Origin of the sequence: Halomonas smyrnensis AAD6, assembly GCF_000265245.1 — a bacterium.
GTDB classification, from domain to species: domain Bacteria; phylum Pseudomonadota; class Gammaproteobacteria; order Pseudomonadales; family Halomonadaceae; genus Halomonas; species Halomonas smyrnensis.
In genome coordinates this window covers 170,718-191,209 of the sequence record NZ_AJKS02000001.1, presented here as the reverse complement: position 1 = coordinate 191,209, position 20,492 = coordinate 170,718, and the positions used below count along the sequence as shown (strand labels likewise).

General features: G+C 70.3%; 18 protein-coding genes and 1 tRNA gene. 9 read left to right on the top strand and 10 right to left on the bottom strand.

The annotated features are described in order from the left end of the window. The first annotated feature begins 142 nt into the window (after positions 1-142). Genes UYS_RS0200845 through UYS_RS0200830 form a run of 4 tightly spaced genes read left to right on the top strand, consistent with a single transcriptional unit; the run spans position 143 to position 5,576 of the window. A complete protein-coding gene (locus UYS_RS0200845; RefSeq protein WP_016853596.1) occupies positions 143-1,381 on the top strand; it encodes an NRAMP family divalent metal transporter in 1,239 nt (412 codons plus the stop codon). 15 nt (positions 1,382-1,396) lie between these two features. Beyond that, positions 1,397-2,188 carry a LamB/YcsF family protein gene (locus UYS_RS0200840; protein WP_016853595.1) on the top strand — a complete coding sequence of 264 codons (792 nt, stop codon included), beginning with the start codon at positions 1,397-1,399 and terminating at the stop codon, positions 2,186-2,188. After that, positions 2,185-3,795 carry a 5-oxoprolinase subunit B/C family protein gene (locus tag UYS_RS0200835; RefSeq protein ID WP_016853594.1) on the top strand — a complete coding sequence of 537 codons (1,611 nt, stop codon included), beginning with the start codon at positions 2,185-2,187 and terminating at the stop codon, positions 3,793-3,795. The genes UYS_RS0200840 and UYS_RS0200835 overlap by 4 nt, the downstream gene beginning before the upstream one ends. Then, on the top strand, positions 3,792-5,576 hold the full coding sequence (locus tag UYS_RS0200830) for an acetyl/propionyl/methylcrotonyl-CoA carboxylase subunit alpha (RefSeq protein WP_016853593.1): 1,785 nt from the start codon (positions 3,792-3,794) through the stop codon (positions 5,574-5,576). Before UYS_RS0200835 ends, UYS_RS0200830 begins: the two co-directional genes overlap by 4 nt. Before the next feature lie 96 nt (positions 5,577-5,672). Here UYS_RS0200830 and UYS_RS0200825 read toward each other — a convergent pair. The 7 genes from UYS_RS0200825 to UYS_RS0200800 form a co-directional block, all read right to left on the bottom strand. Further along, positions 5,673-5,748: transfer RNA gene (locus UYS_RS0200825), tRNA-Thr, on the bottom strand. A 45-nt stretch (positions 5,749-5,793) separates the two neighbouring features. After that, complete coding sequence (locus UYS_RS18315) at positions 5,794-5,949, bottom strand: hypothetical protein (RefSeq protein ID WP_156821515.1); 156 nt, start codon at positions 5,947-5,949, stop codon at positions 5,794-5,796. 234 nt (positions 5,950-6,183) lie between these two features. Next, a complete protein-coding gene (locus UYS_RS18955) occupies positions 6,184-6,312 on the bottom strand; it encodes a hypothetical protein (protein ID WP_016853592.1) in 129 nt (42 codons plus the stop codon). Between the two features lie 119 nt (positions 6,313-6,431). Continuing rightward, on the bottom strand, positions 6,432-7,682 hold the full coding sequence (locus tag UYS_RS0200815) for a benzoate/H(+) symporter BenE family transporter (RefSeq protein ID WP_272943080.1): 1,251 nt from the start codon (positions 7,680-7,682) through the stop codon (positions 6,432-6,434). A gap of 77 nt (positions 7,683-7,759) precedes the next feature. Continuing rightward, the gene (locus UYS_RS18310; RefSeq protein WP_016853590.1) at positions 7,760-7,909 is read right to left on the bottom strand and encodes a hypothetical protein; all 150 of its coding nucleotides are present in this window, start codon (positions 7,907-7,909) and stop codon (positions 7,760-7,762) included. A 58-nt stretch (positions 7,910-7,967) separates the two neighbouring features. Continuing rightward, a complete protein-coding gene (locus UYS_RS0200805; protein ID WP_016853589.1) occupies positions 7,968-9,242 on the bottom strand; it encodes a Y-family DNA polymerase in 1,275 nt (424 codons plus the stop codon). Then, a complete protein-coding gene (locus UYS_RS0200800; RefSeq protein WP_026068260.1) occupies positions 9,239-9,682 on the bottom strand; it encodes a LexA family protein in 444 nt (147 codons plus the stop codon). Before UYS_RS0200800 ends, UYS_RS0200805 begins: the two co-directional genes overlap by 4 nt. A 235-nt stretch (positions 9,683-9,917) precedes the next feature. On the opposite strand from UYS_RS0200800, the gene betT reads away from it, so the two are divergent. Together betT and betA are read left to right on the top strand one after the other, a co-directional pair. Continuing rightward, entirely contained in the window at positions 9,918-11,984 is a 2,067-nt protein-coding gene (gene betT, locus UYS_RS0200795; RefSeq protein ID WP_016853587.1) for a choline BCCT transporter BetT, read from the top strand. A gap of 22 nt (positions 11,985-12,006) precedes the next feature. Further along, entirely contained in the window at positions 12,007-13,704 is a 1,698-nt protein-coding gene (gene betA / locus UYS_RS0200790; protein WP_016853586.1) for a choline dehydrogenase, read from the top strand. A gap of 60 nt (positions 13,705-13,764) precedes the next feature. On the opposite strand, the gene UYS_RS0200785 is transcribed toward betA, so the two are convergent. After that, positions 13,765-14,220 carry an aminoacyl-tRNA deacylase gene (locus UYS_RS0200785; RefSeq protein WP_016853585.1) on the bottom strand — a complete coding sequence of 152 codons (456 nt, stop codon included), beginning with the start codon at positions 14,218-14,220 and terminating at the stop codon, positions 13,765-13,767. A gap of 222 nt (positions 14,221-14,442) precedes the next feature. Here UYS_RS0200785 and UYS_RS0200780 point away from each other — a divergent pair, with 222 nt between their 5' ends. Continuing rightward, complete coding sequence (locus tag UYS_RS0200780) at positions 14,443-15,723, top strand: MgtC/SapB family protein (RefSeq protein ID WP_016853584.1); 1,281 nt, start codon at positions 14,443-14,445, stop codon at positions 15,721-15,723. 77 nt (positions 15,724-15,800) lie between these two features. On the opposite strand, the gene pdxR is transcribed toward UYS_RS0200780, so the two are convergent. Further along, positions 15,801-17,312: a MocR-like pyridoxine biosynthesis transcription factor PdxR gene (pdxR, locus tag UYS_RS0200775; RefSeq protein WP_016853583.1), complete on the bottom strand. Its 1,512-nt coding sequence runs from the start codon at positions 17,310-17,312 to the stop codon at positions 15,801-15,803. An 88-nt stretch (positions 17,313-17,400) separates the two neighbouring features. Here pdxR and UYS_RS0200770 point away from each other — a divergent pair, with 88 nt between their 5' ends. Further along, complete coding sequence (locus UYS_RS0200770; protein WP_016853582.1) at positions 17,401-17,847, top strand: GNAT family N-acetyltransferase; 447 nt, start codon at positions 17,401-17,403, stop codon at positions 17,845-17,847. Positions 17,848-17,886: 39 nt separating this feature from the next. Continuing rightward, entirely contained in the window at positions 17,887-18,519 is a 633-nt protein-coding gene (locus tag UYS_RS0200765) for an FMN-binding negative transcriptional regulator (RefSeq protein ID WP_237738410.1), read from the top strand. Positions 18,520-18,523: 4 nt separating this feature from the next. On the opposite strand, the gene UYS_RS0200760 is transcribed toward UYS_RS0200765, so the two are convergent. Further along, positions 18,524-20,404, bottom strand: coding sequence for an ABC transporter ATP-binding protein (locus tag UYS_RS0200760; RefSeq protein ID WP_016853580.1), 1,881 nt, complete (start codon positions 20,402-20,404; stop codon positions 18,524-18,526). Between the last annotated feature and the right edge of the window lie 88 nt (positions 20,405-20,492).

Sequence of the window (20,492 nt, the reverse complement as noted above, 5' to 3'; positions counted from 1 at the left end):
AGTCGCATATCCCGTCATGAACAACATCTCTATTGTTGAACAATCACACCAACCATAGGCTACAAAACAAAGAAATCGTCGGAACATGGCATGCAACTTGCCTCGACGAGCCATAACAATCCCCATCCTGGAGTTCCTCTACATGGCTAGTGCAACCGATGCCGGGTTCGTCCGCTCCCGGCGGGCCTCGCTGATCGGCGCCATCTTCCTGATGGCCACCTCCGCCGTCGGCCCCGGCTTCATCACCCAGACCGCCACCTTCACCTCGCTGATGGGGGCCGCCTTCGCCTTCGGCATCCTGGCCTCGATCGTGATCGACCTGGTCGTGCAGCTGAACATCTGGCGGGTGGTCACCGTCACCGGCCTGCGCGCACCGGAAGTCGCCCATGCCGCGCTGCCCGGCAGCGGCTACCTGCTCGCGGTGCTGATCATCGTGAGCGGCCTGACCTTCAACGTCGGCAACATCGCCGGCGCCGGGCTCGGGCTCAACGCCCTGATGGGGCTCGATACCCAGTGGGGCGGCCTGATCAGCGCGCTGGTCGCGGTGGGCATCTTCTCGTCGCGCCGTGCCGGCATCGCCATCGACCGCATCATCATCGTGCTGGGGGTAGTGATGCTGGCCATGACGGTGTTCGTGGCGCTGGCCTCCCAGCCGCCGATCGGCGAGGCCCTGCGCCAGACCATACTGCCGGACACCATCAACTTCGCCACCATCACCACCATCGTGGGCGGCACCGTCGGCGGTTACATCACCTATGCCGGGGCGCACCGCATCCTGGACCGCGGCCTGGGCGGCGCGGAGAACGTCGAGACCGTCTCCCGGGCGGCCCTGCGCGGCATCCTGGTCACCGGCGTGATGCGCTACATCCTGTTCCTGGCCATCCTCGGCGTGGTCGCCAGCGGCGTGATCATCGACGTCTCCGGGCAGAACGCCAACCCGGCGGCCCAGGCCTTTCAAGCGGCGGCGGGCGAGCTCGGCCTGCGCGCCTTCGGCCTGATCCTGTGGGCCGCCGGCATCACCAGCGTCATCGGCGCCTCCTATACCTGCATGACCTTCCTGAGCGCCTTCCGCCCGAGCATCGGCGAGCCGGCGCGCAATCGCGCCACCCTGGTGTTCATCGGCGCCTCGCTGCTCGTCTTCCTGTCGCTGGGCACGCCGCCAGCCGCCCTGCTGATCTTCGCCGGCGGCTTCAACGGCCTGGTCCTGCCGATCGGCCTGACGCTCTTCCTGTACGTGGCCTGGCGTCGCAGCGACCTCATGCACGGCCACCGCTACCCGCGCTGGCTGCTGGTCTCCGGTACCGCGGTCTGCGCCCTGACCTGGTACATGGGCTATCAGTCCATCGGCCCCATCTTCGCCTTCCTGTCGCCGGCGACCTGATCGAGGAGTCCGCATATGTCCCGCATCGACCTGAACAGCGATCTCGGCGAGAGCTTCGGCCAGTGGCGCATGGGTGACGACGACGCCATGCTGGGCCTGGTCACCAGCGCCAACATCGCCTGCGGCTTCCATGCCGGCGACCCCGCCGGCATGGCCCGCACCCTGGCCGCCGCCGCCGAGCACGGCGTGACCGTCGGCGCCCACGTCAGCTACCCGGACCTGGTCGGCTTCGGCCGCCGCCCGATAGAGATCGCCAGCGACGAGCTGCGCGCCGATGTGATCTACCAGATCGGCGCCCTGCAGGGCATGGCCGGCGCGGCCGGTACCGCCGTGCGCTACGTCAAGCCGCACGGCGCGCTCTATCACGCCATCGCTCACGACCGGCGCCAGGCCGACGCGGTGATCGAGGCCATCCAGGCCGCCGATGCCTCCCTGGTACTGATGACGCTGGCCGGCTCGCCGCTGAACGACTGGGCCCGGGACGCCGGCCTCGCCACCGCCGCCGAGGCCTTCGCCGACCGCGCCTACCATCGCGACGGCCGGCTGGTCTCGCGCCGCGAGGCCGGCGCGGTGCTGCACGATGTCGATCTCGTCGCCGAACGCATGCTGCGCCTGGTCCGGCATGGCACGCTCGAAAGCGTGGAAGGCGACGAGGTCGCCATCGCCGCCGACTCCATCTGCGTGCATGGCGACAGCCCCGGCGCGATCGCCATGGCCCAGGCCGTGCGTGAGCGCCTGCTCGCCGCCGGCGTAAACCTGCGTGCCTTCGTCGGAACCGGTTCCGCAACGTCCCGGGAGCCAGCATGAGAATTCTTCCCGTCAACCAGCGCGCCCTGCTGGTCGAGCTCGACGACCTGGCGCAGACGCTCGGGCTCCACGAGCGCCTTCAGCAAGCGCCGATCGCCGGGGTCACCACGCTGGTGCCCGCCGCACGCACGCTGCTGGTGCACTTCGCGCCAGAGCGCATCACGGCCGCCGAGCTGACCCGGGGCCTGCTCGCCCAGCCGCCGAGCGGCGGCGACCATCGCCAGGGCGAGCGGATCGAGATTCCCGTGCACTACGCCGGCGAGGACCTCGATGACGTCGCACGGCTGCTGGACCTCACCACCGACGAGGTGATCCGGCGCCACGGCGAGCACGACTATCGCGTCGCCTTCTGCGGTTTCGCCCCGGGCTTCGCCTATCTCGCGGGCGGTGCCGGCTTCGACGTGCCGCGCCGCCCCACGCCCCGCACCCGGATTCCCGCCGGCGCCGTGGCACTGGCCGGCACCTTCAGCGGCATCTACCCGACGGCCAGCCCCGGCGGCTGGCAGCTGATCGGCACCACGCCGCTGGAGATGTGGGACGTCGAGCGCACGCCGGCGGCCCTGCTGCAGCCCGGCATGCGGGTCCGCTTCATCGCCACCGACGCCCCGCCCGAGCGCACCAGCGTGCCCGCGCCCGACATCGACACGCCCGCTCGCGACACCTCCCGCGCCGACGGCGGCGCCCTCCCTGTGCCGATGCTGGAGGTCATCCAGCCCGGCCTCCAGACCCTGTTCCAGGACCTCGGCCGCCCGGGGCAGACCGACCAGGGCGTCTCCACGGCCGGCGCCATGGACCAGGGCGCCCTGCGCGCCGCCAACCGACGCGTCGGCAACCCCTCGGATGCCGCCGCCCTCGAGATCGCACTCGGCGGGCTCAGGCTGCGCTGCCATCGCCCCGTGCTGATCGGCCTGGCCGGCGCGCCGCTGGCGGTATCGATCCGCACCGCGACCGGCGAGACGCAACTCCCCGCCGGCGACCGGCCCATCGAGCTGGCCGCCGGCGACGTCCTGACGCTGGGCACGCCGAGCGCCGGCCTTCGCAGCTATCTCGCCCTGCGTGGCGGCTTCGAGGTCGCCCCAGTGCTCGGCAGCCGCGCCACCGACACCCTGGCCAAGCTGGGGCCCGCACCACTGGCCCGCGGCGACCAGCTGCGGGCGGCCGACCTGCCGGTCACGGCGCTGTCCCTCGAGCCCTCCCCCAGCCGGGAGCTGCCGCGGTCCGGCCAGACGGTGACGTTGGATGTGGTCATGGGCCCGCGCAGCGACTGGTTCACGGCCCGGGGCCGGGAGATGCTCTGCGCCCAGCACTGGCGGGTCACCCCGCAATCGGACCGCGTCGGCCTGCGCCTGGAGGGCGAGCAAGCGCTCGAGCGCGCCGACGACGCCGAGCTGCCCAGCGAAGGCACGGTCACCGGCGCCATCCAGGTGCCCGCCAGCGGGCAGCCGGTGCTGTTCCTGGCCGACCATCCTCTGACGGGCGGCTACCCGGTGATCGCCTGCGTGGCTGACCATCACCTGGACCTGGCGGGGCAGATTCCTGCCGATGCCCATATCCGCTTCAACCCGATCACCGACTTTTCACCGCTCGGCGGCGAGGCCTCCTCATGAACACTCCCCACCACCATCACGCCATCTCCGACACCCACACCGCGCATCGGCCCATCCGCAGGGTGCTGATCGCCAACCGTGGCGAAATCGCGGTGCGCGTCATTCACGCCTGCCGCGACTACGGCGCCGCCTCGGTGGCCGTCTATGCCGACGGCGACCTCGACGCCATGCACGTGCGCCTGGCCGACGAGGCCTTCGCGCTGGGCGGCGAGCGCCCGGGCGAGAGCTATCTGTCGATCGACAAGCTGCTGGATGCGGCCCATCGCGCCGGCGTCGATGCCGTGCATCCCGGCTACGGCTTCCTCTCGGAGCGGGCCGACTTCGCGCGCGCCGTCGAGGCCGCCGGGCTGGTGTGGATCGGCCCGAACCCCGAGACCATCGAGGCGCTCGGCGACAAGGTCGAGGCGCGCCGGCTGGCGCTGGAAGCCGGCGCCCCGCTGGTGCAGGGCACCCAGGACCCGGTGGAAAGCGCCGAGGAGGTAGTGGCCTTCGCCGAGCAGCATGGCCTTCCGATCGCCATCAAGGCCGCCTTCGGCGGCGGCGGGCGCGGGCTCAAGGTCGCCTGGCGCATGGACGAGGTCGCCGAGCTCTATCACTCGGCGGTGCGCGAGGCCGAGGCCGCCTTCGGACGCGGCGAGTGCTTCGTCGAGCAGTTCCTCGACCGCCCCCGTCATATCGAGGCCCAGGTGCTGGGCGATCGTCACGGCACGGTCGTGGTGGTCGGCACTCGCGACTGCTCGCTGCAGCGGCGCAATCAGAAGCTGGTCGAGGAGGCGCCGGCGCCGCACCTGAGCGATGAGCAGCGCGACGAGATCCATCGCGCCGCCCGCGACATCTGCGCCCGGGCCGGCTACGTGGGCGCCGGCACGGTCGAGTTCCTGCTCGGCAGCGACGGCACCCTGTCGTTCCTCGAGGTCAACACCCGGCTGCAGGTCGAGCATCCCGTTACCGAGGAGACCGCCGGCGTCGACCTGGTCCTCGAACAGCTGCGCATCGCCGAGGGGCTGCCGCTATCCTTCAGCGAGTCGCCCGCGCCGCGCGGCCACAGCTTCGAGTTCCGCATCAACGCCGAGGACGCGGCCAAGGGCTTCCTGCCCACCCCGGGGCGCATCGCCACCTTCCGTGCCCCCGGCGGGGCCGGCGTGCGGCTCGACACCGGCGTCGAAGGCGGCGACAGCGTCTCCGGCCACTTCGATTCGCTGATGGCCAAGCTGATCGTCACCGGCGCCACCCGCGAGCAGGCCATCGCCCGCGCCCGCCGGGCGCTGGCGCAGTTCGAGATCGAGGGCGTCGCCTCGGTACTGCCCTTCCACCGCGCCGTCATGGCACACCCGGACTTCACCGGCAAGGACGCCTTCCGTGTGCATACGCGCTGGATCGAGACCGACTTCGACGACGCCCTGGAGTGGGCGCCCCGCCAGCCGCCGGCCAGCGAGCCCGGCATGCTGCACGCCATGATCGACATCGACGGCAAGCGCCATCGCATCGGCCTGCCCACCGGCCTGCTTCAGGGGCTCTCGCTCGGCGGAGAAGCGGTCGCCGGCCAGGACACCGCGGACGCCGACGAAGGCGGTATCAGCGCGCCGATCAGCGGCACGCTGCTGGCCTGGCAGGTCGAGGATGGACACTCGGTCAAGGAGGGCCAGGTCGTCGCCATCATGGAGGCGATGAAGATGGAGACCCAGATCGTCGCCGGCCGCGACGGCACGCTCGTCATCGAGGCCCAGGCCGGCAGCACGCTCGCCGCCGGCGACGCGCTCGGACGGATCACCCCGGCCTGACGGCACCTCACCGGCACCTGGCTGGCACTCGCGCCAGCACCAACGCAAAAACGGCCACTACGAACAATCGCAAGTGGCCGTTTTTCATGGTCTTTCTGGTGCCGGCGAGTGGACTCGAACCACCGACCTACGCATTACGAGTGCGTTGCTCTACCAGCTGAGCTACGCCGGCGTGCCGGGCATCATACGACCCGACACGCCGCGCTGCCAAGAGGCCTCAGCGCCCGACGCTGGCCGCCAGCAGGGTGCCCTCCGGCGGCGGCAAAGTGCGCCCGCAATCGTCTCGAATGGAAAGATCCGGCAGCGCGCTCGACAGGCAGACGAACAGACGCCCGCCGGGTCGGCGGCCACGCCGGGTTTCACGATCGATCATCTGGCTTGCATCCCCTCACGGCACGAGTCGTCCTCCCTGACGCGTCGGAAGGTTATCGGCCAGGATGGGGAGAGGCTTGAGCGGGGCGCCGCGTCCGGGGGGAGTCCCTGCATCGGGGATGGACGTTCGGCGAGATACGGCAGAACAGGAGCGGGAACGAGGGAAAGGTGGCCGGCACCCGGCGTCCGCGAGGTCGCGGACCGCCAGGATCAGGTGCCGGTCGAACCCTGCGCCTTAGATGTAGGCGTAGGCCATGCGGTTCTGGAAGTTGCGATAGGCGTTCTCGGTCATCACTTCCAGTACGCGGTAGGCACGCTTGCCGAAGCGCTTGGCCAGGGAAGGACGGGCAGTGGCAGTCGTCATGGTGTGACTCCTTGCGTCGATGGATGACGATAACACTATACCTTAGTCTAACGACTTTAGTCTAAAAACCTTGCCCGTCACGGTCCCGCCGAGTGCCACAACGCCCCGCGACGCCTGGCCTAGCGCGTCTTCGGGACCTGCTTCCTTTCCTCGCGCCGCGCGAAGCCGCGATGCAGCACGTTATAGGCGACGGCGCCGATCACCACGCCCCAGAAGGCCGAGCCGAGACCCAGGAAGCTGACGCCAGAGGCCGTGGCCAGGAAGGTGATCACCGAGGCCTCAAGATGCTCCTTGCGCGCGGCGAAGTCGCTGAGGTTGCTGGCGATGGCGCCGATCAGCGCCAACCCGGCCAGCACCGCCACGAACTCCCCGGGCAGCGAGGTGAACAGCAGCACGATGGTGCCGGCGAAGGTGCCGCCGATCAGATAGAACAGGCCGTTGGCGATCCCCGCCACGTAGCGCTTGTCGCGGTCCGGGTGCGCCTCCTCACCGGTGCAGATCGCCGCGGTGATCGCCGCGATCACCGTGGTGATGCCGCCGAAGCAGGCGGTGACCAGCGACGTCAGGCCGGCCACGGTGACGATCGGCCGGGCCGGGGTGTTGTAACCGGAGGTGCGCAGGATGGCCATGCCCGGCAGGAACTGCCCGGTCAGGCTGACCAGCACCAGCGGGATCGCCAGGCCGAGGGTGCCCTGCCAGGTCCACTCGGGCGCGATGAAGGTCGGCGAGGCCAGCTGCACGCTGACGCCATCCAGGCTCGCGCCTTCCAGGGCCACGGCCAGGCCGACGCCGACGATCAGCAGCCACACCAGGCAATAGCGCGGCGTCAGGCGCTTGAACACCAGATAGGCCAGCAGCATGCCGATCATCAGCGCCGGCACCGTGGCCAGCGACTCGAACACGCCGACCCCGAACTGGAACAGGATGCCGGCCATCATGGCGCTGGCGATGCCGGGCGGAATGAGCTGGATGATGCGATCGAAGGAGCCGCTCACGCCGATCACGAAGATCACCGCCGCCGCGGTGAGATAGGCGCCCACCGCCTCGTTGAGCGAGAGCTCCGGAAACAGCGTGACCAGCAGCGCCGTGCCCGGCGCCGACCAGGCGGTCACCACCGGCACCTTGAGCCACAGGCTGAGGCCGATGCCGGACACGGCGGCGCCGATCGAGATCGCCCACACCCAGGAGGTCATCATCGCCGGCGAGACATCGGCGCTCTGGGCGGCCTGGAAGAAGATGGCCAGCGGGCCGGCATAGGAGATCAGCACCGCCACGAAGCCGGCGGTGACGGCGGGAATCGACCAGTCCTTGAAGCGTCGCATGGCGAGTTCCTTGGCGAGATCCGGGCGGAGACGCCGAGCCGGCGCCACCGCGAGAGGAAAAAGGCCCGCACTGCCAGGCAGCCACGGACCAACGGAGAAGACGGTATCGCGAAGCGGGCCCGGTGTCAGGCGCTGGGCTCGTGGGCGGCCCGGCGAATGAACTCGAAGTCCTTGGTCTCGAACACCAGCGAGATGAACACGCCCAGCACCAGGGCCCAGAAGGAGGCGCCGATGTCGAGGCTCTGCAGCCCCTCACCGGTGATGCGCGAGGCCAACGCCATCCTCGAGGTACTGGTGGAAAACCGCCGCAGCGGCCGCTATCCGTGAGAGGCTTCAGCGCACCTTGACCCTCATCAACTCGTTCCAGCGGGTGGTGTAGCGCGCGGTACGATGCTCGCAGCGCAGCGGCCAGGCGGCGTGCTCGCCGGGCACGCCGAAGCGCACGGTGTCGCGGCCCATGCGGCCGTTGAGGCGATCGAGGGTGGCCATCAGCGCCTCGCCGCGCCGCCGCTCGGGGCCGTCGCCGGCCGGCAGCAGCGACAGCTGATGACGCTCGGCGTCGACCAGGTCGAGCAGCATCACCCCGCACTTCTGATAGCGCACGCCGTCGAGGAAGATCGCCGCCAGGCCGCGCTGGGCGGCGGCGATCAGCTCCCGGGTGTCGTCGCTGGGGCCGGGCAGTGCCACCACCTGGCCGTTGCGGTACTGGCGCTCGCCGAGCCGGTGCGGGTCGCTGCGCACGAACACCAGCACCGCGCAGGCGCGGCTGCCCTGGCGGCGCAGCTTCTCGGCGGCCCGGGCGCCGTGCTGGCGAATCGCCGCCCGTAGTTCGGCCTGCTCGCCGGTCAACCGGCCGAAGGAGCGCGACACCATGATCCGCTGGCGCGGCTCGGTGACGTCCTCCAGGGCGATGGCCGGCCGGCCGCGCAGCTCCCAGACCAGCCGCTCCATCACCACCGAGAAGGTGCGTCGGATCTGCTTGGGATCGGCCTGGCGCAGCTGCCAGGCGGTGTGGATGTCCTGCAGCGCCAGCCGCTCGGCGCTGCGCCGGGCGATGCCCCACAGCGCGTGCACCGGCAGCGCCTCGAGCACGCGCCGGGTCTCGGGCGCGTCGGCCTCGAGGCGGCAGACGCCGCCCAGTGCGGGGTGCGTCTTGGCGACGCGATTGGCGGTCTTGGCCAGCACCCGGGTCGGCGCCAGCCCCACGCAGGTCGGGATGCCGGTATCGCGCAGCACCCGCCCGCGCACCCGATGGCCCCAGGCCTCGAGGTCGTCGGGCTCATGGCCGTCGAGGCCGACGAAGCTCTCGTCGATGGAATAGGTCTCGATCGCCGGCGAAAACTCGCCCAGCACCCGGTTCACGCGCCGGCTCATGTCGCCGTAGAGGGCGTAGTTGCTGGACAGCAGCGTCATCCGGCGACGCTGCGCGGGCGGAATCTGGTGCGCCGGCATGCCCATCGCCACGCCCAGCGCCTTGAGCTCCGCCGAGCGCGCCACCACGCAGCCATCGTTGTTGGAGAGCACGCCCACCGCCCGGCCCTCCAGGCGCGGGTCGAAGACCCGCTCGCAGCTGACGTAGAAGTTGTTGCTGTCGACCAGGGCGATCACGGTGTCGCCCCCGGCAGGGCGTGCAGCACATGGGTGACCCCCCCCCACACGTGGCACTCGCGGCCGGCCAGCGGGATCGGCGCGTAGCGCGGATTGCTGGCCTCCAGCACCAGGGCGTCGCCGCGCCGAACCAGCCGCTTGACCGTGGGCTCGCCGTCCACGGCGATGATCACCACCCGCCCGGGCCGCGGCTCCAGGCTGCGGTCCACCACCAGCAGGTCGCGGTCATGAATGCCGTCGCCGAGCATCGAGTCGCCCTCGGCGCGCACGAAGAAGGTCGACGCCGGGCGACGCACCACGTGGGCGTGCAGGTCGAGCTCCACGTCCAGATGATCGTCGGCGGGGCTCGGGAAACCGGCTCGCACCCGGCATCCCAGTAACGGCTGCGCCGATCCGGCACGGCCTGTCCCGACGGCGATCGACGCTCCTGATAGCGGCATGGCGGCCTCCTTCGAATACTGTATTTATAAACAGTATCAAGCGACACCCTCGAAGTGGCAAGTCGAATGCCCCGTGCCCGAGACGCCACTTGACGCCCGTGCGGCTACCTACCTATACCCAGATATCCCCAGGCGTCCCGTCGAGCCCCCTCGGCCTCCGCCCCGGCGGCCCCGCCCGGGCACGGCTGCGGACGAAGCCTCACCGCCCAGGACGAGGCCCACAAGGAGTCAACGCATGGCCCATACCGACGCTCCCAGCGAATCGCCCCGCGATCGCATCAACCCCGTGGTGTTCTACGGCTCGGCCATCGGCATCGTTGCCTTCGCGCTGTGGACCATGTTCTTCACCGAGGCGGCCGGCGGCGTCATCAATGCCGTGCTGGCCTGGATCTCGGACAGCTTCGGCTGGTTCTACTTCCTCGCGGTGGTGGCCTACCTGGTCTTCGTGATCGGCATCGGACTCTCTCGCTACGGCAAGCTGCGCCTGGGCCCGGCGCACTCGACGCCGGACTTCAACGTCATCACCTGGGCCGCGATGCTGTTCTCCGCCGGCATCGGCATCGACCTGCTGTTCTTCTGCATCGCCGAGCCGGTGACCCAGTTCCTCGCCCCGCCGGTCGGCGAGGGCGGCACCCAACAGGCCGCCCGCCACGCCATGGAGCTGACCTTCCTGCACTGGGGGCTATCGGGCTGGGGCATCTACACCCTGGTCGGCATGTCGCTGGCCTTCTTCAGCTATCGCCACGGCCTGCCGCTGACCATCCGCTCGGCGCTCTACCCGCTCTTCGGGCGCCGCATTCACGGCCCCATCGGCCACACCGTGGACATCGCCGCGGTGCTGGGCACCGTGTTCGGCATCGCCACCAGCCTCGGCATCGGCATCATCCAGCTCAACTTTGGCCTGCACTACATGTTCGGCCTGCCGGAGAACACCGTCACCCAGGCGGCGCTGGCGGTGCTGATCGTGGTCTTCTCGGCGATCTCGGCGGTGACCGGGGTCGAGAAGGGCATCCGCCGGCTGTCCGAGTTCAACATGGCGCTGGCCGTGGCGCTGCTGCTGTTCGTGCTGTTCACCGGCAAGACGCTGTTCCTGCTCAATGCCCTGGTGATGAACGTCGGCGACTACCTGGCCCACTTCGTCCGGCTGTCGTTCGACACTTACGCCTTCGACCCGCCCGCCGACTGGCTCAATGCCTGGACGGTGTTCTTCTGGGCCTGGTGGATCGCCTGGGGCCCCTTCGTCGGGCTGTTCCTGGCCCGCATCTCCCGGGGCCGCACCATCCGCCAGTTCGTCACCGGCACCCTGATCCTGCCGCTGACCTTCATGATGGCGTGGATGTCGATCATGGGTAACAGCGCCATCGATCTGGTGATGGCCGGCAGCGCCAGCATCGCCGACTTCGGCGAGCAGGCCATGAACAATCCCGGCTCGTCGATCTATCTGTTCCTGCAGAACTACCCCTGGATCTGGCTGACCACCGGCGTCACCACGGTGCTGGCCATCGTGTTCTTCGTCACCTCCGGGGATTCCGGCTCGCTGGTGCTCTCCAACCTGACCTCGGTGCTCACCGACCCCAACCACGACGCGCCCTCCTGGATGCGCATCCTGTGGGCGGCGATCATCGGCATCCTGACCCTGGCGCTGCTGATGGCCGGCGGCCTGGGCGCCCTGCAGAGCGCCGTGGTGATCACCGGCCTGCCCTTCGCCTTCGTGCTGTTCCTGATGATGATCGGCCTGTTCAAGGCGCTGAAGGTCGAGGGCCTCAAGGAGGACAGCCTGCGCGGCAGCATGGCCGGCCACCTGTCGAGCCGCCTGCCCGGCGAAGCCGCGGGACACTCCTGGCGCCGGCGCCTCTCGCGGGCCATGAACTTCCCCAATCACGAGCAGGCCCGGCGCTTCCTCGGCGAGGCGGTCCGGCCGGCCATGGAGGAGATTCGCGAGGTGCTCGGCGATCAGGGCGTCAGCGCGGCCCTGGTCGCAGGCGAGGGAGCGGAGGAACACCTCGAGTTCAACGTCGACCTCGGCGATGAGCCGAGCTTCACCTACCAGGTCTGGCCGCATCGCTGCGCCATGCCCGCCTTCTCGATCCGCGCCACCCATGCCGGGACCCACTACTACCGGATGCAGGTGCACATCGGCGAGGGCGGCCAGGGCTACGACATCTACGGCTACACCAAGGAGCAGGTGATCGCCGACATCCTCGACCAGTACGAACGCCACCTGTTCTTCCTGCACACCCAGCGGGAGCTTCCCGGCGGGGAGGCCCCCATGCCCGACGCCCCCTCCGCCAGCGGCGACTGATGACGCGACGAGGAACGACGCCATGAACGATGAGACCTTCGACCGGATCGTGGACTACGTGATCGTCGGCTCGGGCTCGGCCGGTTCGGTGCTGGCCGACCGGCTGAGCGCCGATGGCCAGCACCAGGTGCTGGTACTGGAATTCGGCGGCAAGGACGACTCCATCTACATCCAGATGCCCATCGCCTTCTCGATCCCGCTCAACAAGCCCCGCTTCGACTGGGAGTTCCACACCGAGCCGGAACCCGGCCTCGGCGGGCGGCGCATTCACCAGGCGCGAGGCAAGGTGATCGGCGGCTCGTCCTCGATCAACGGCATGGCCTACGTGCGCGGCTGCGCCGGCGACTTCGACGAGTGGGTGGAGCGCGGCGCCGTGGGCTGGAGCTATGCCGAGGTGCTGCCCTACTTCAAGCGCGCCGAGGACTGCCTCTACGGCGCCGATCCCTATCGCGCCAGCGGCGGCCCGCTCGGCGTCTGCAACGGCAACAACATGGCCAACCCGCTCTACCGCGCCTTCATCGAGGCCGGCCGCCAGGCCGGCTATGGCGAGACGGAAGACTACAACGGCTATCGCCAGGAAGGCTTCTGCCGCATGGACATGACGGTGCGTGACGGCGTGCGCTGCTCCACCGCCAACGCCTACCTCAAGCCGGCGCTGTCACGCGATAACCTGTCGCTCGAGATGCACGCCCTGACCACCCGGGTACTGATGGACGGCAAGCGCGCCGTGGGCGTCGAATACCGCCAGCGCGGCAAGACGCTTCGCGTGCGGGCGCGGCGCGAGGTGATCCTCTCGGCCAGCGCCCTCAATTCGCCCAAGCTGCTGATGCTGTCCGGCATCGGCCCCGCCGATCACCTCCGCGAGCACGGCATCGAGGTGGTCCACAATCTGCCCGGGGTGGGCGAGAACCTCCACGACCACCTCGAGGTCTGGGTGCAGCAGAGCTGTACCCGGAAGATCACCCTCAACGGCTGGCTCAACCCGCTGGCCCGGGCCTTGATCGGCGCCCGCTGGTTCTTCTTCAAGACCGGGCTCGGCGCCAGCAACCAGTTCGAGTCCAACGGCTACATCCGCAGCCGCGAGGGGCTGCGCTACCCGGACATCCAGTACCACTTCCTGGCCGGCGCCATCGCCTACGACGGCTCCAGCGCCGCCGAGGGCCACGGTTTCCAGGTCCACCTGGGCGCCAACAAGCCTCGCAGCCGCGGGCGCGTACGGCTGGCCTGTGCCGACCCCGAGGCCCCGCCCTCGATGTTCTTCAACTACCTGAACGACGAGGAAGACCGGGCCGACTACCGCCGCGCCCTGCGGCTGACTCGCGAGATCTTCGCCCAGCCCGCCTTCGACCCCTATCGCGGCGAGGAACTCTCCCCCGGCCCCGGGGTGCAGAGCGATGCCGAGATCGACACCTGGGTCGCCGAGACCGCCGAGACCGCCTATCACCCCTGCGGCTCCTGTCGCATGGGCACCGACGCCATGGCGGTGGTCGACCCCGAGTGCCGCGTCCATGGCATCGAGGCCCTCAGGGTGATCGACTCCTCGATCATGCCCAGCGTCACCAACGGCAACATCAATGCACCGACCATCATGATCGGCGAGAAGGGCGCCGACCACGTCCTCGGCCGCGAGCCGCTGCCGCCATCAACGGCGCCGGCCTTCTCGCTGGAGGCCTGGCAGGTCAAGCAGCGCGAGGCCCCACCGCAGCGCCCGGCGGACTGAGCCGCCGGGCACGCCGGTCATCGCAGCCGCCACGCCCCGTATCGCGATACCGCGATCCGCCTACATCGCCACTTCGGCCGGCTTCACCAGGTCCTCGAACACGCCGAAGGCCAGCTGCATCACCTCGTGGTGGCTGCCGGCGCTGAAGGCGATCAGATCGGCCTCGGCCAGGTGCGGCGAGACGAACACCTCCATCTCGAACAGGTTGCCGAAGGGCGGCATCGCCCCCGGCTCGCAGTCGGGAAAGCGGTCCTGGAAGTCCGCTTCCCTGGCCAGCTCGACGCGGCGGACGCCGACGGCCCCAGCGAAGCGCTGCAGGTCGACCCGGTCGGTGGCCGGCAGCACCGCCAGCGCCAATCGGCCGTCGATCTCGACCATCACGCTCTTGGCGAAGTGGCGGCCGGGCACGTGGGCCACCTCGGCGACTTCCTGGGCGGTGTAGGCCGGCGAGTGCTGCTGGATGACATATTTGACGCCGTTCTCGTCGAGAAAGCGTTTGACGCGCTCCATGGGCATGACAATTCCCTCCGCTATGGCATGAAAGAGCCGCTGCGCCGCCACCGGACGGCTCGAGGGTCACCTCATTTGCGGTATAGCCCATCCTCTTGCGCTCGGCGAGCTCGTCACCCGGTGCCCGTCAAGGCCTGAGCATCGACGGCCAAGGCACCGGGCCAACGCGAGCGGACCGGCGCCACCGCCTATGCTGGAAACAGGCTCGATCGCATGCAGGAGTGCCGCATGGAAGAGGTCACCCAGCAGTTTCTCGCCGGGCACGACGCCGCCATCCGGCTGGCCGTGGCCCTGCTGCTCGGCGCCCTGATCGGCATCGAGCGCGGCTGGGTGGCGCGCGAACAAAAGGCCGGCGAACGCATCGCCGGGGTGCGCACCCATGCCCTGGTCGGCCTGCTCGGCGGCCTCGCCGCCCTGCTCGCCGAGGCCGTCACCGAATGGGCCTTTCCACTGCTGCTGGTCGTCGTCGCCGCGCTGGCCGGCAGCGCCTATCGCGCGCGGCTGCCGCAGAGTCGGGACTACAGCATCACCGGCCTGGTCGGCCTGCTGCTGACCTTCTGCTTCGGCGCCGTGGCGGTGGCCGTGGACCTGGCGCTGGCCGCGGCCTGCGCGGTGGTGACCGCCCTGATCCTCGACAACAAGCGCGAGATCCACGGCCTGCTGAATCGCCTGCAGGCCCACGAGCTGGACGCGGGCCTGAAGCTGTTGCTGATCACGGTGGTGATGCTGCCGCTGCTCCCCGCCCGCGGCCTGGGCCCCGGCGAGGCGCTCAATCCGCGCGAACTGTGGTGGATGGTGGTGATGATCGCCGGCATCTCCTTCATCGGCTACTTCGCCATGCGCCTCGGCGGCGCCGCCAAGGGCATCCTGTTCACCAGCCTGTTCGCTGGGCTCAGCTCTTCTACCGCCCTGACCCTGCACTTCAGCCGCCTGTCGCGCCAGCAGGCGACCCTCGCGCCGCTGCTGGCGGCCGGCGTGCTGATCGCCTGCGGCACCATGTTCCCGCGCATCCTGCTCTACTGCCTGGTGATCCATCCGGCGCTGCTGCCGCGCCTGATCCTGCCGGTGGCGCTGATGACCCTGCTGCTCTATCTGCCGGCCCTGGTGCTGTGGCGCCGCCATCGCCAGGAGGCACGCATCGAGCGCCCCGAGCGCCACCAGAACCCGCTGGAACTGCGCATGGCGCTGCTGTTCGGCGTGCTGCTGGCGGCGATCATGCTGCTCGGCCAGTGGCTCCAGGCCTGGCTCGGCGATGCCGGCATCTACCTGCTGGCGGCGGCCTCCGGCGTGGCCGACGTGGACGCCATCACCCTGTCGCTGACCCGCCTCTCGCGGGACGCCATCCCGCCATCGACCGCGGTGCTCGGCATCATCCTGGCCGCCTCGATCAACAACCTGATCAAGGCCGGCATGGCCGCCGGGCTCGGCAGCGCGGCGCTGGGCAAGCGGGTCGCACCGCCGATGCTGCTGTCGCTGCTGGTCGGGTTAGGCGTGGCCTGGTGGCAGTGACGGCGTCCCTCGGAGCCGGCCACCTCCCGTCGGAGAAGAATGGAGCCCGGCGCCGGGGGCTCGGCCGTGCCCGTCGATCAGTTCCGTCGATCGGCGCCCTCGACCAGCGCCAGCCAGGCCTCGGCCAGCCAGCATCCGGCGCGCAGGATCTCCTCGTCGCGGGTGCCGGCGTAGCCCAGCACCAGTCCAGGACGCCCCGGCGCCTGCTGATAGAAACCAGACAGCGGCGACAGGGTGATGCCGGCCGCCTCGCCGCGCTCGACCAGGGCCGCCTCGAGGGCGGGATCGTCGAGCCAGGCCACCAGATGCATGCCGGCCTGCCCCTCCGACAGCACCAGGCCCCGCGCCACGGCCGGCGCCAGCGCGTGACGCAGCAGCGCCTGGCGCTGGCGGTAGCACTCGCGCATGCGGCGCACGTGCCGCGAGAAGTGCCCGGCGGCGATGAACTCGCCCAGCGCCGCCTGCACCGGATACTGCGCCTCGCGATGCAGCCTCGCGTTGGCGCGCCGGAAGGGCTCCACCAGCGGCGCCGGCAACACCAGGTAGCCGAGCCGAAGCCCCGGATAGAGCACCTTGCTGAGGGTGCCGACGTAGATCACCCGCGCCGCCTCGGTGAGCCCCTGGAGGGCGGCGACGGGCCGCTGGCCGTAGCGGAACTCGCTGTCGTAGTCATCCTCCACGATCCAGGCGCCGTGCCGCTCGGCCGCCTCGAGCAGCGCCAGTCGCCGCGCAAGGCTCATGGTCACGCCACAGGGATACTGGTGGGAGGGCGTGAGGTAGATCAGCCGCGGGTCGCCGTGGCCCGCCGGCACGCGCGCCGGATTCAGGCCCTCGTCGTCCACCGGAGCCGGCACCAGCGAAAGGCCGGAGGCCTCGAAGCAGGCCCGGGCGCCGCCGTAGCCGGGCTCCTCCATCCACACCGCCTCGCCGGGATCGGCCAGCATCCGCGCGATCAGCTCGAAGCCCTGCTGGGCCCCCTGCACCACCAGCACTTGCTCCGGGCGGCAGCGCACCGAGCGCGACAGTCGCAGGTAGTCGCACAGCGCCTCGCGCAGCGCCGGCACGCCGCCCTCGGCGCGATAATCCCGCCAGGCCTCGGGGGCGCGACGCCGGTGGCGCCGGAGCAGGCGCTGCCAGAGCTCGTCGGGGAAGCGGTCGAGGGCCGGCACCCCCGGCGGGAAGGCCTCGTGGTGCCCGGCCGAGGCGCCGCTGAGACGCAGCAGCCGCTCGCCCCGGGCCGACAGCGCCGCCGTCGGCGATGGGTCGGCCGACGCTTCCGACGACGGCGCCTCGACGTGAGAAAACGGCAGATCGGCCACATAGGTGCCGGCGCCGGGCCGGGCCTCCAGGAAGCCCTCGGCGACCAGCTGGTCGAGGGCGTCCAGCACGGTGTTGCGCCCCACGCCCAGCTCCCGCGCCAGGCGGCGGGAAGACGGCAGCCGGGCACCGCTGGCCAGGCGCCCCGACTGCACCCAGTCGCGCAGCGCCCGATACAGGCGGCGCGTCAGCGGCAGCGAGGACGTCTCGCCCAACACCATGCCCAGCGCCTCGCCGAGCCAGTCGGCCCGCGCGGCGACAACCGGTTCCATCGTTTTCTCCAATAGTGGTTCTTATCAGGGAACCACTATGCCCACAGACTCCGAGGCTGTCATCGCCCACCGATCCGAGGAGTCTTCCATGTCCATCCGTCACGCCCGCTGCCACGACCTCGAGCCCCTGGCCTCGCTGCTCGATGGCTATCGCGTCTTCTACGGCCAGGCCAGCGACCCGGACGCCGCCCGGCACTTCATCGGCCGGCGCCTGGAACAGGGCGATTCCCACCTGCTGGTGCACGAGGAAGACGACGCCAACCTGGCCGGCTTCGTGCAGTGCTACCCGCTGTTCAGCACCGTGCGCCTGGCCCGCCAGTGGCGACTCAACGACCTGTTCGTGGCGCCCGATGCCCGTGGCCGGGGCGTCGGCCGCGCCCTGATGCGGGCCGCCGCCGAGCTGGCCCGGGCCGAGGGCGTCCATCATCTGACGCTTGCCACCGGCATCGACAACCGGACCGCCCAGGCCCTCTACGAATCCGAGGGTTGGCGGCGCGACGAGGCCTTCCATCACTACGCCCTGACCCTCGGCTAGCCCCCGACCCGACTAGAGAGCCCTCACGGAGCCCTGTCCATGCCCCTTAGCGATACGCACATGCCCCTGGCGCAGGCCCAGGCGCTGATCGACGCCCACGGCTTCGCCACACTCACCGACGACCGCCTTCGGGTCAGCCATCTGCCACTGGTGCTCGAGCGCGACGAGGGCGAGCTGGGCAGCCTCTACGGCCACCTCGCCCGCGCCAATCCAAACGGTAATGAGCTGGACGGCCGGCGGGTGCTGGCGGTCTTCCACGGGCCCCACGGCTACGTGTCGCCACGCTGGTACGCCGCCGGGCCGGCGGTGCCGACCTGGCACTACGCGGCTGTGCACGCCCGCGGCCGCGTCGAATGCCTCGACGAGGCCGCCACCCTGGCCTCCCTGGATGCGCTGGTGGCCCGATACGAGCCCGAACTGCTGGACGACGCCACGCTGATGAGCGAGGCCTATCGGGAGCGACTGCTCGCCGGCGTGGTCGGTGTCAGGATTCGGCTGGACACGCTCGAGGGAACCGCCAAGCTGGGCCAGCACCGCTCGCGGGAAGATCGGGCCGGCGTGCTGGCCGGTCTGGGCGCCAGCGACGATCCGCTGGCCCGGCAGCTGGGGCGCTACGCCCGAGACTATCTGGCGCAGGTGGTCGGGATGGACGACGAGGCCCCGCCTCGCTGAAGGCTCAGCGCTCCGCGGCGGATTCGGCGCGGGCCTCCTCGCATTCGAGCCCCAGGAAGCCGCCGGACTGGCGCCGCCACAGCGCCGCATAGAGGCCATCGCGGGCCAGCAGTTCGCGGTGGCTGCCGACCTCGACGATGCGCCCCTCGTCGACCACCACCAGCCGGTCGAGCATGGCGATGGTCGACAGCCGGTGGGCGATGGCGATCACCGTCTTGCCCGCCATCAGCGCGTAGAGCTGCTCCTGGATCGCGGCCTCGACCTCGGAATCCAGCGCCGAGGTGGCCTCGTCGAGCACCAGCAGCGGCGCGTTCTTGAGCAGCACCCGGGCGATGGCGATGCGCTGACGCTGGCCGCCGGAGAGCTTCACGCCGCGTTCGCCGACGTGGGCGTCCAGGCCTCGCCGCCCCCTGGGATCGACCAGCTCGTCGAGGAAGCTGTCGGCGTGGGCCTGGCGCACCGCGCGCATGATCGCCTCGTCGTCGGCCTCCGGGCAGCCGTAGCGGATGTTGTCGCGCACCGAGCGGTGCAGCAGCGAGGTGTCCTGGGTGACCATGCCGATGTGCCGGCGCAGCGATTCCTGGGTGACGCCGGCGATGTCCTGATCGTCGATCAGGATGCGCCCGCCCTGCAGGTCGTAGAAGCGCAGCAGCAGGTGGGCGAGGGTCGACTTGCCGGCGCCGGAGCGGCCGATCAGCCCGACCTTCTCGCCCGGGGCGATGGTCAGGTCGAAGCCGTCGAACACCGGCCGCTCCAGCGCCGCCCCGGGGCGCTCGTAGCCGAAGCGCAGCGCCTCGAAGCGGATCTCGCCGCGGCTCACGGAAAGCTCACGCGCGTCCGGCGCGTCCTGCACCGCCGGCGTGCGGGCGATGGTGTTGATGCCGTCCTGCACGGTGCCGATGTTCTCGAACAGGCTCGCCACCTCCCACAGGATCCAGTCGGACATGAAGCGGATGCGCATCACCAGGGCGATGGCCACCGCGATCACCCCCAGCGACACCATCTCCAGGTACCAGGCGCCGATGGCCAGCGTCGCCACCGAGGCCAGCAGCAGCGAGTTGAGCGCGGTCAGCGACACCGACAGCCAGGTGGCCAGGCGCATCTGGCCGTGCACCGTGGTCATGAAGCCCTCCATGGCGTCGCGGGCGTAGGCCTCCTCGCGGCGACGGTCGGCGAACAGCTTGATGGTCTGGATGTTGCTGTAGCTGTCGACGATGCGCCCGGTCATGCGCGCCCGGGCGTCGGCCTGGGCCATGGACACCGCGCGCAGCCGCGGCACGAAGATCCGCATCAGGCCGATATAGCCGGCCAGCCACAGCACCAGCGGCGCCACCAGCCAGGGCTCGGCGCTGCCCAGCAGCCACATGGCGCCGACGAAGTAGACGGCCACGTAGACCAGCAGGTCCATCAGCTTCATGACCGTCTCGCGGATCGCCAGCGCCGTCTGCATCACCTTCTGCGAGACACGGCCGGCGAACTCGTCCTGGAAGAAGGCCATGCTCTGGGCCAGCATCTGGCGGTGCGAGAGCCAGCGGCCGAGCATCGGGTAGTTGCCGAAGATGCCCTGGTGGGTGAGCAGCGAGCGCAGCAGCACCAGCAGCGGCAGGCCCACCAGCACCAGCGCCGCCAGCCCCGCCAGGCGCCAGCCGTGGGCGGCGAAGAAGCCCTCGCGCTCGGCATTGGAGAGCCAGTCGACCAGCTGGCCCATGCTGTGGAAGAACACCAGCTCCACCGCCGAGACCAGCCCCGCGACCACCGACATGGCCACCAGCAGCCCCGCCACCGGGCGCGAATAGAAGCGGATGAAGGCGAACAGCCCGCGCGGCGGCACGCCCATCTCGCGCTCGGGATAGGGATCGACCAGGGTCTCGAAGAAGCGGAACATCGGCGCCTCCGGGCAGCGGGCATGCCTCCAGAATGCGCGCGCCGCCGACACCCGGCAAGGGCGCGGCGGCGCGATGGGGCTACCCGCG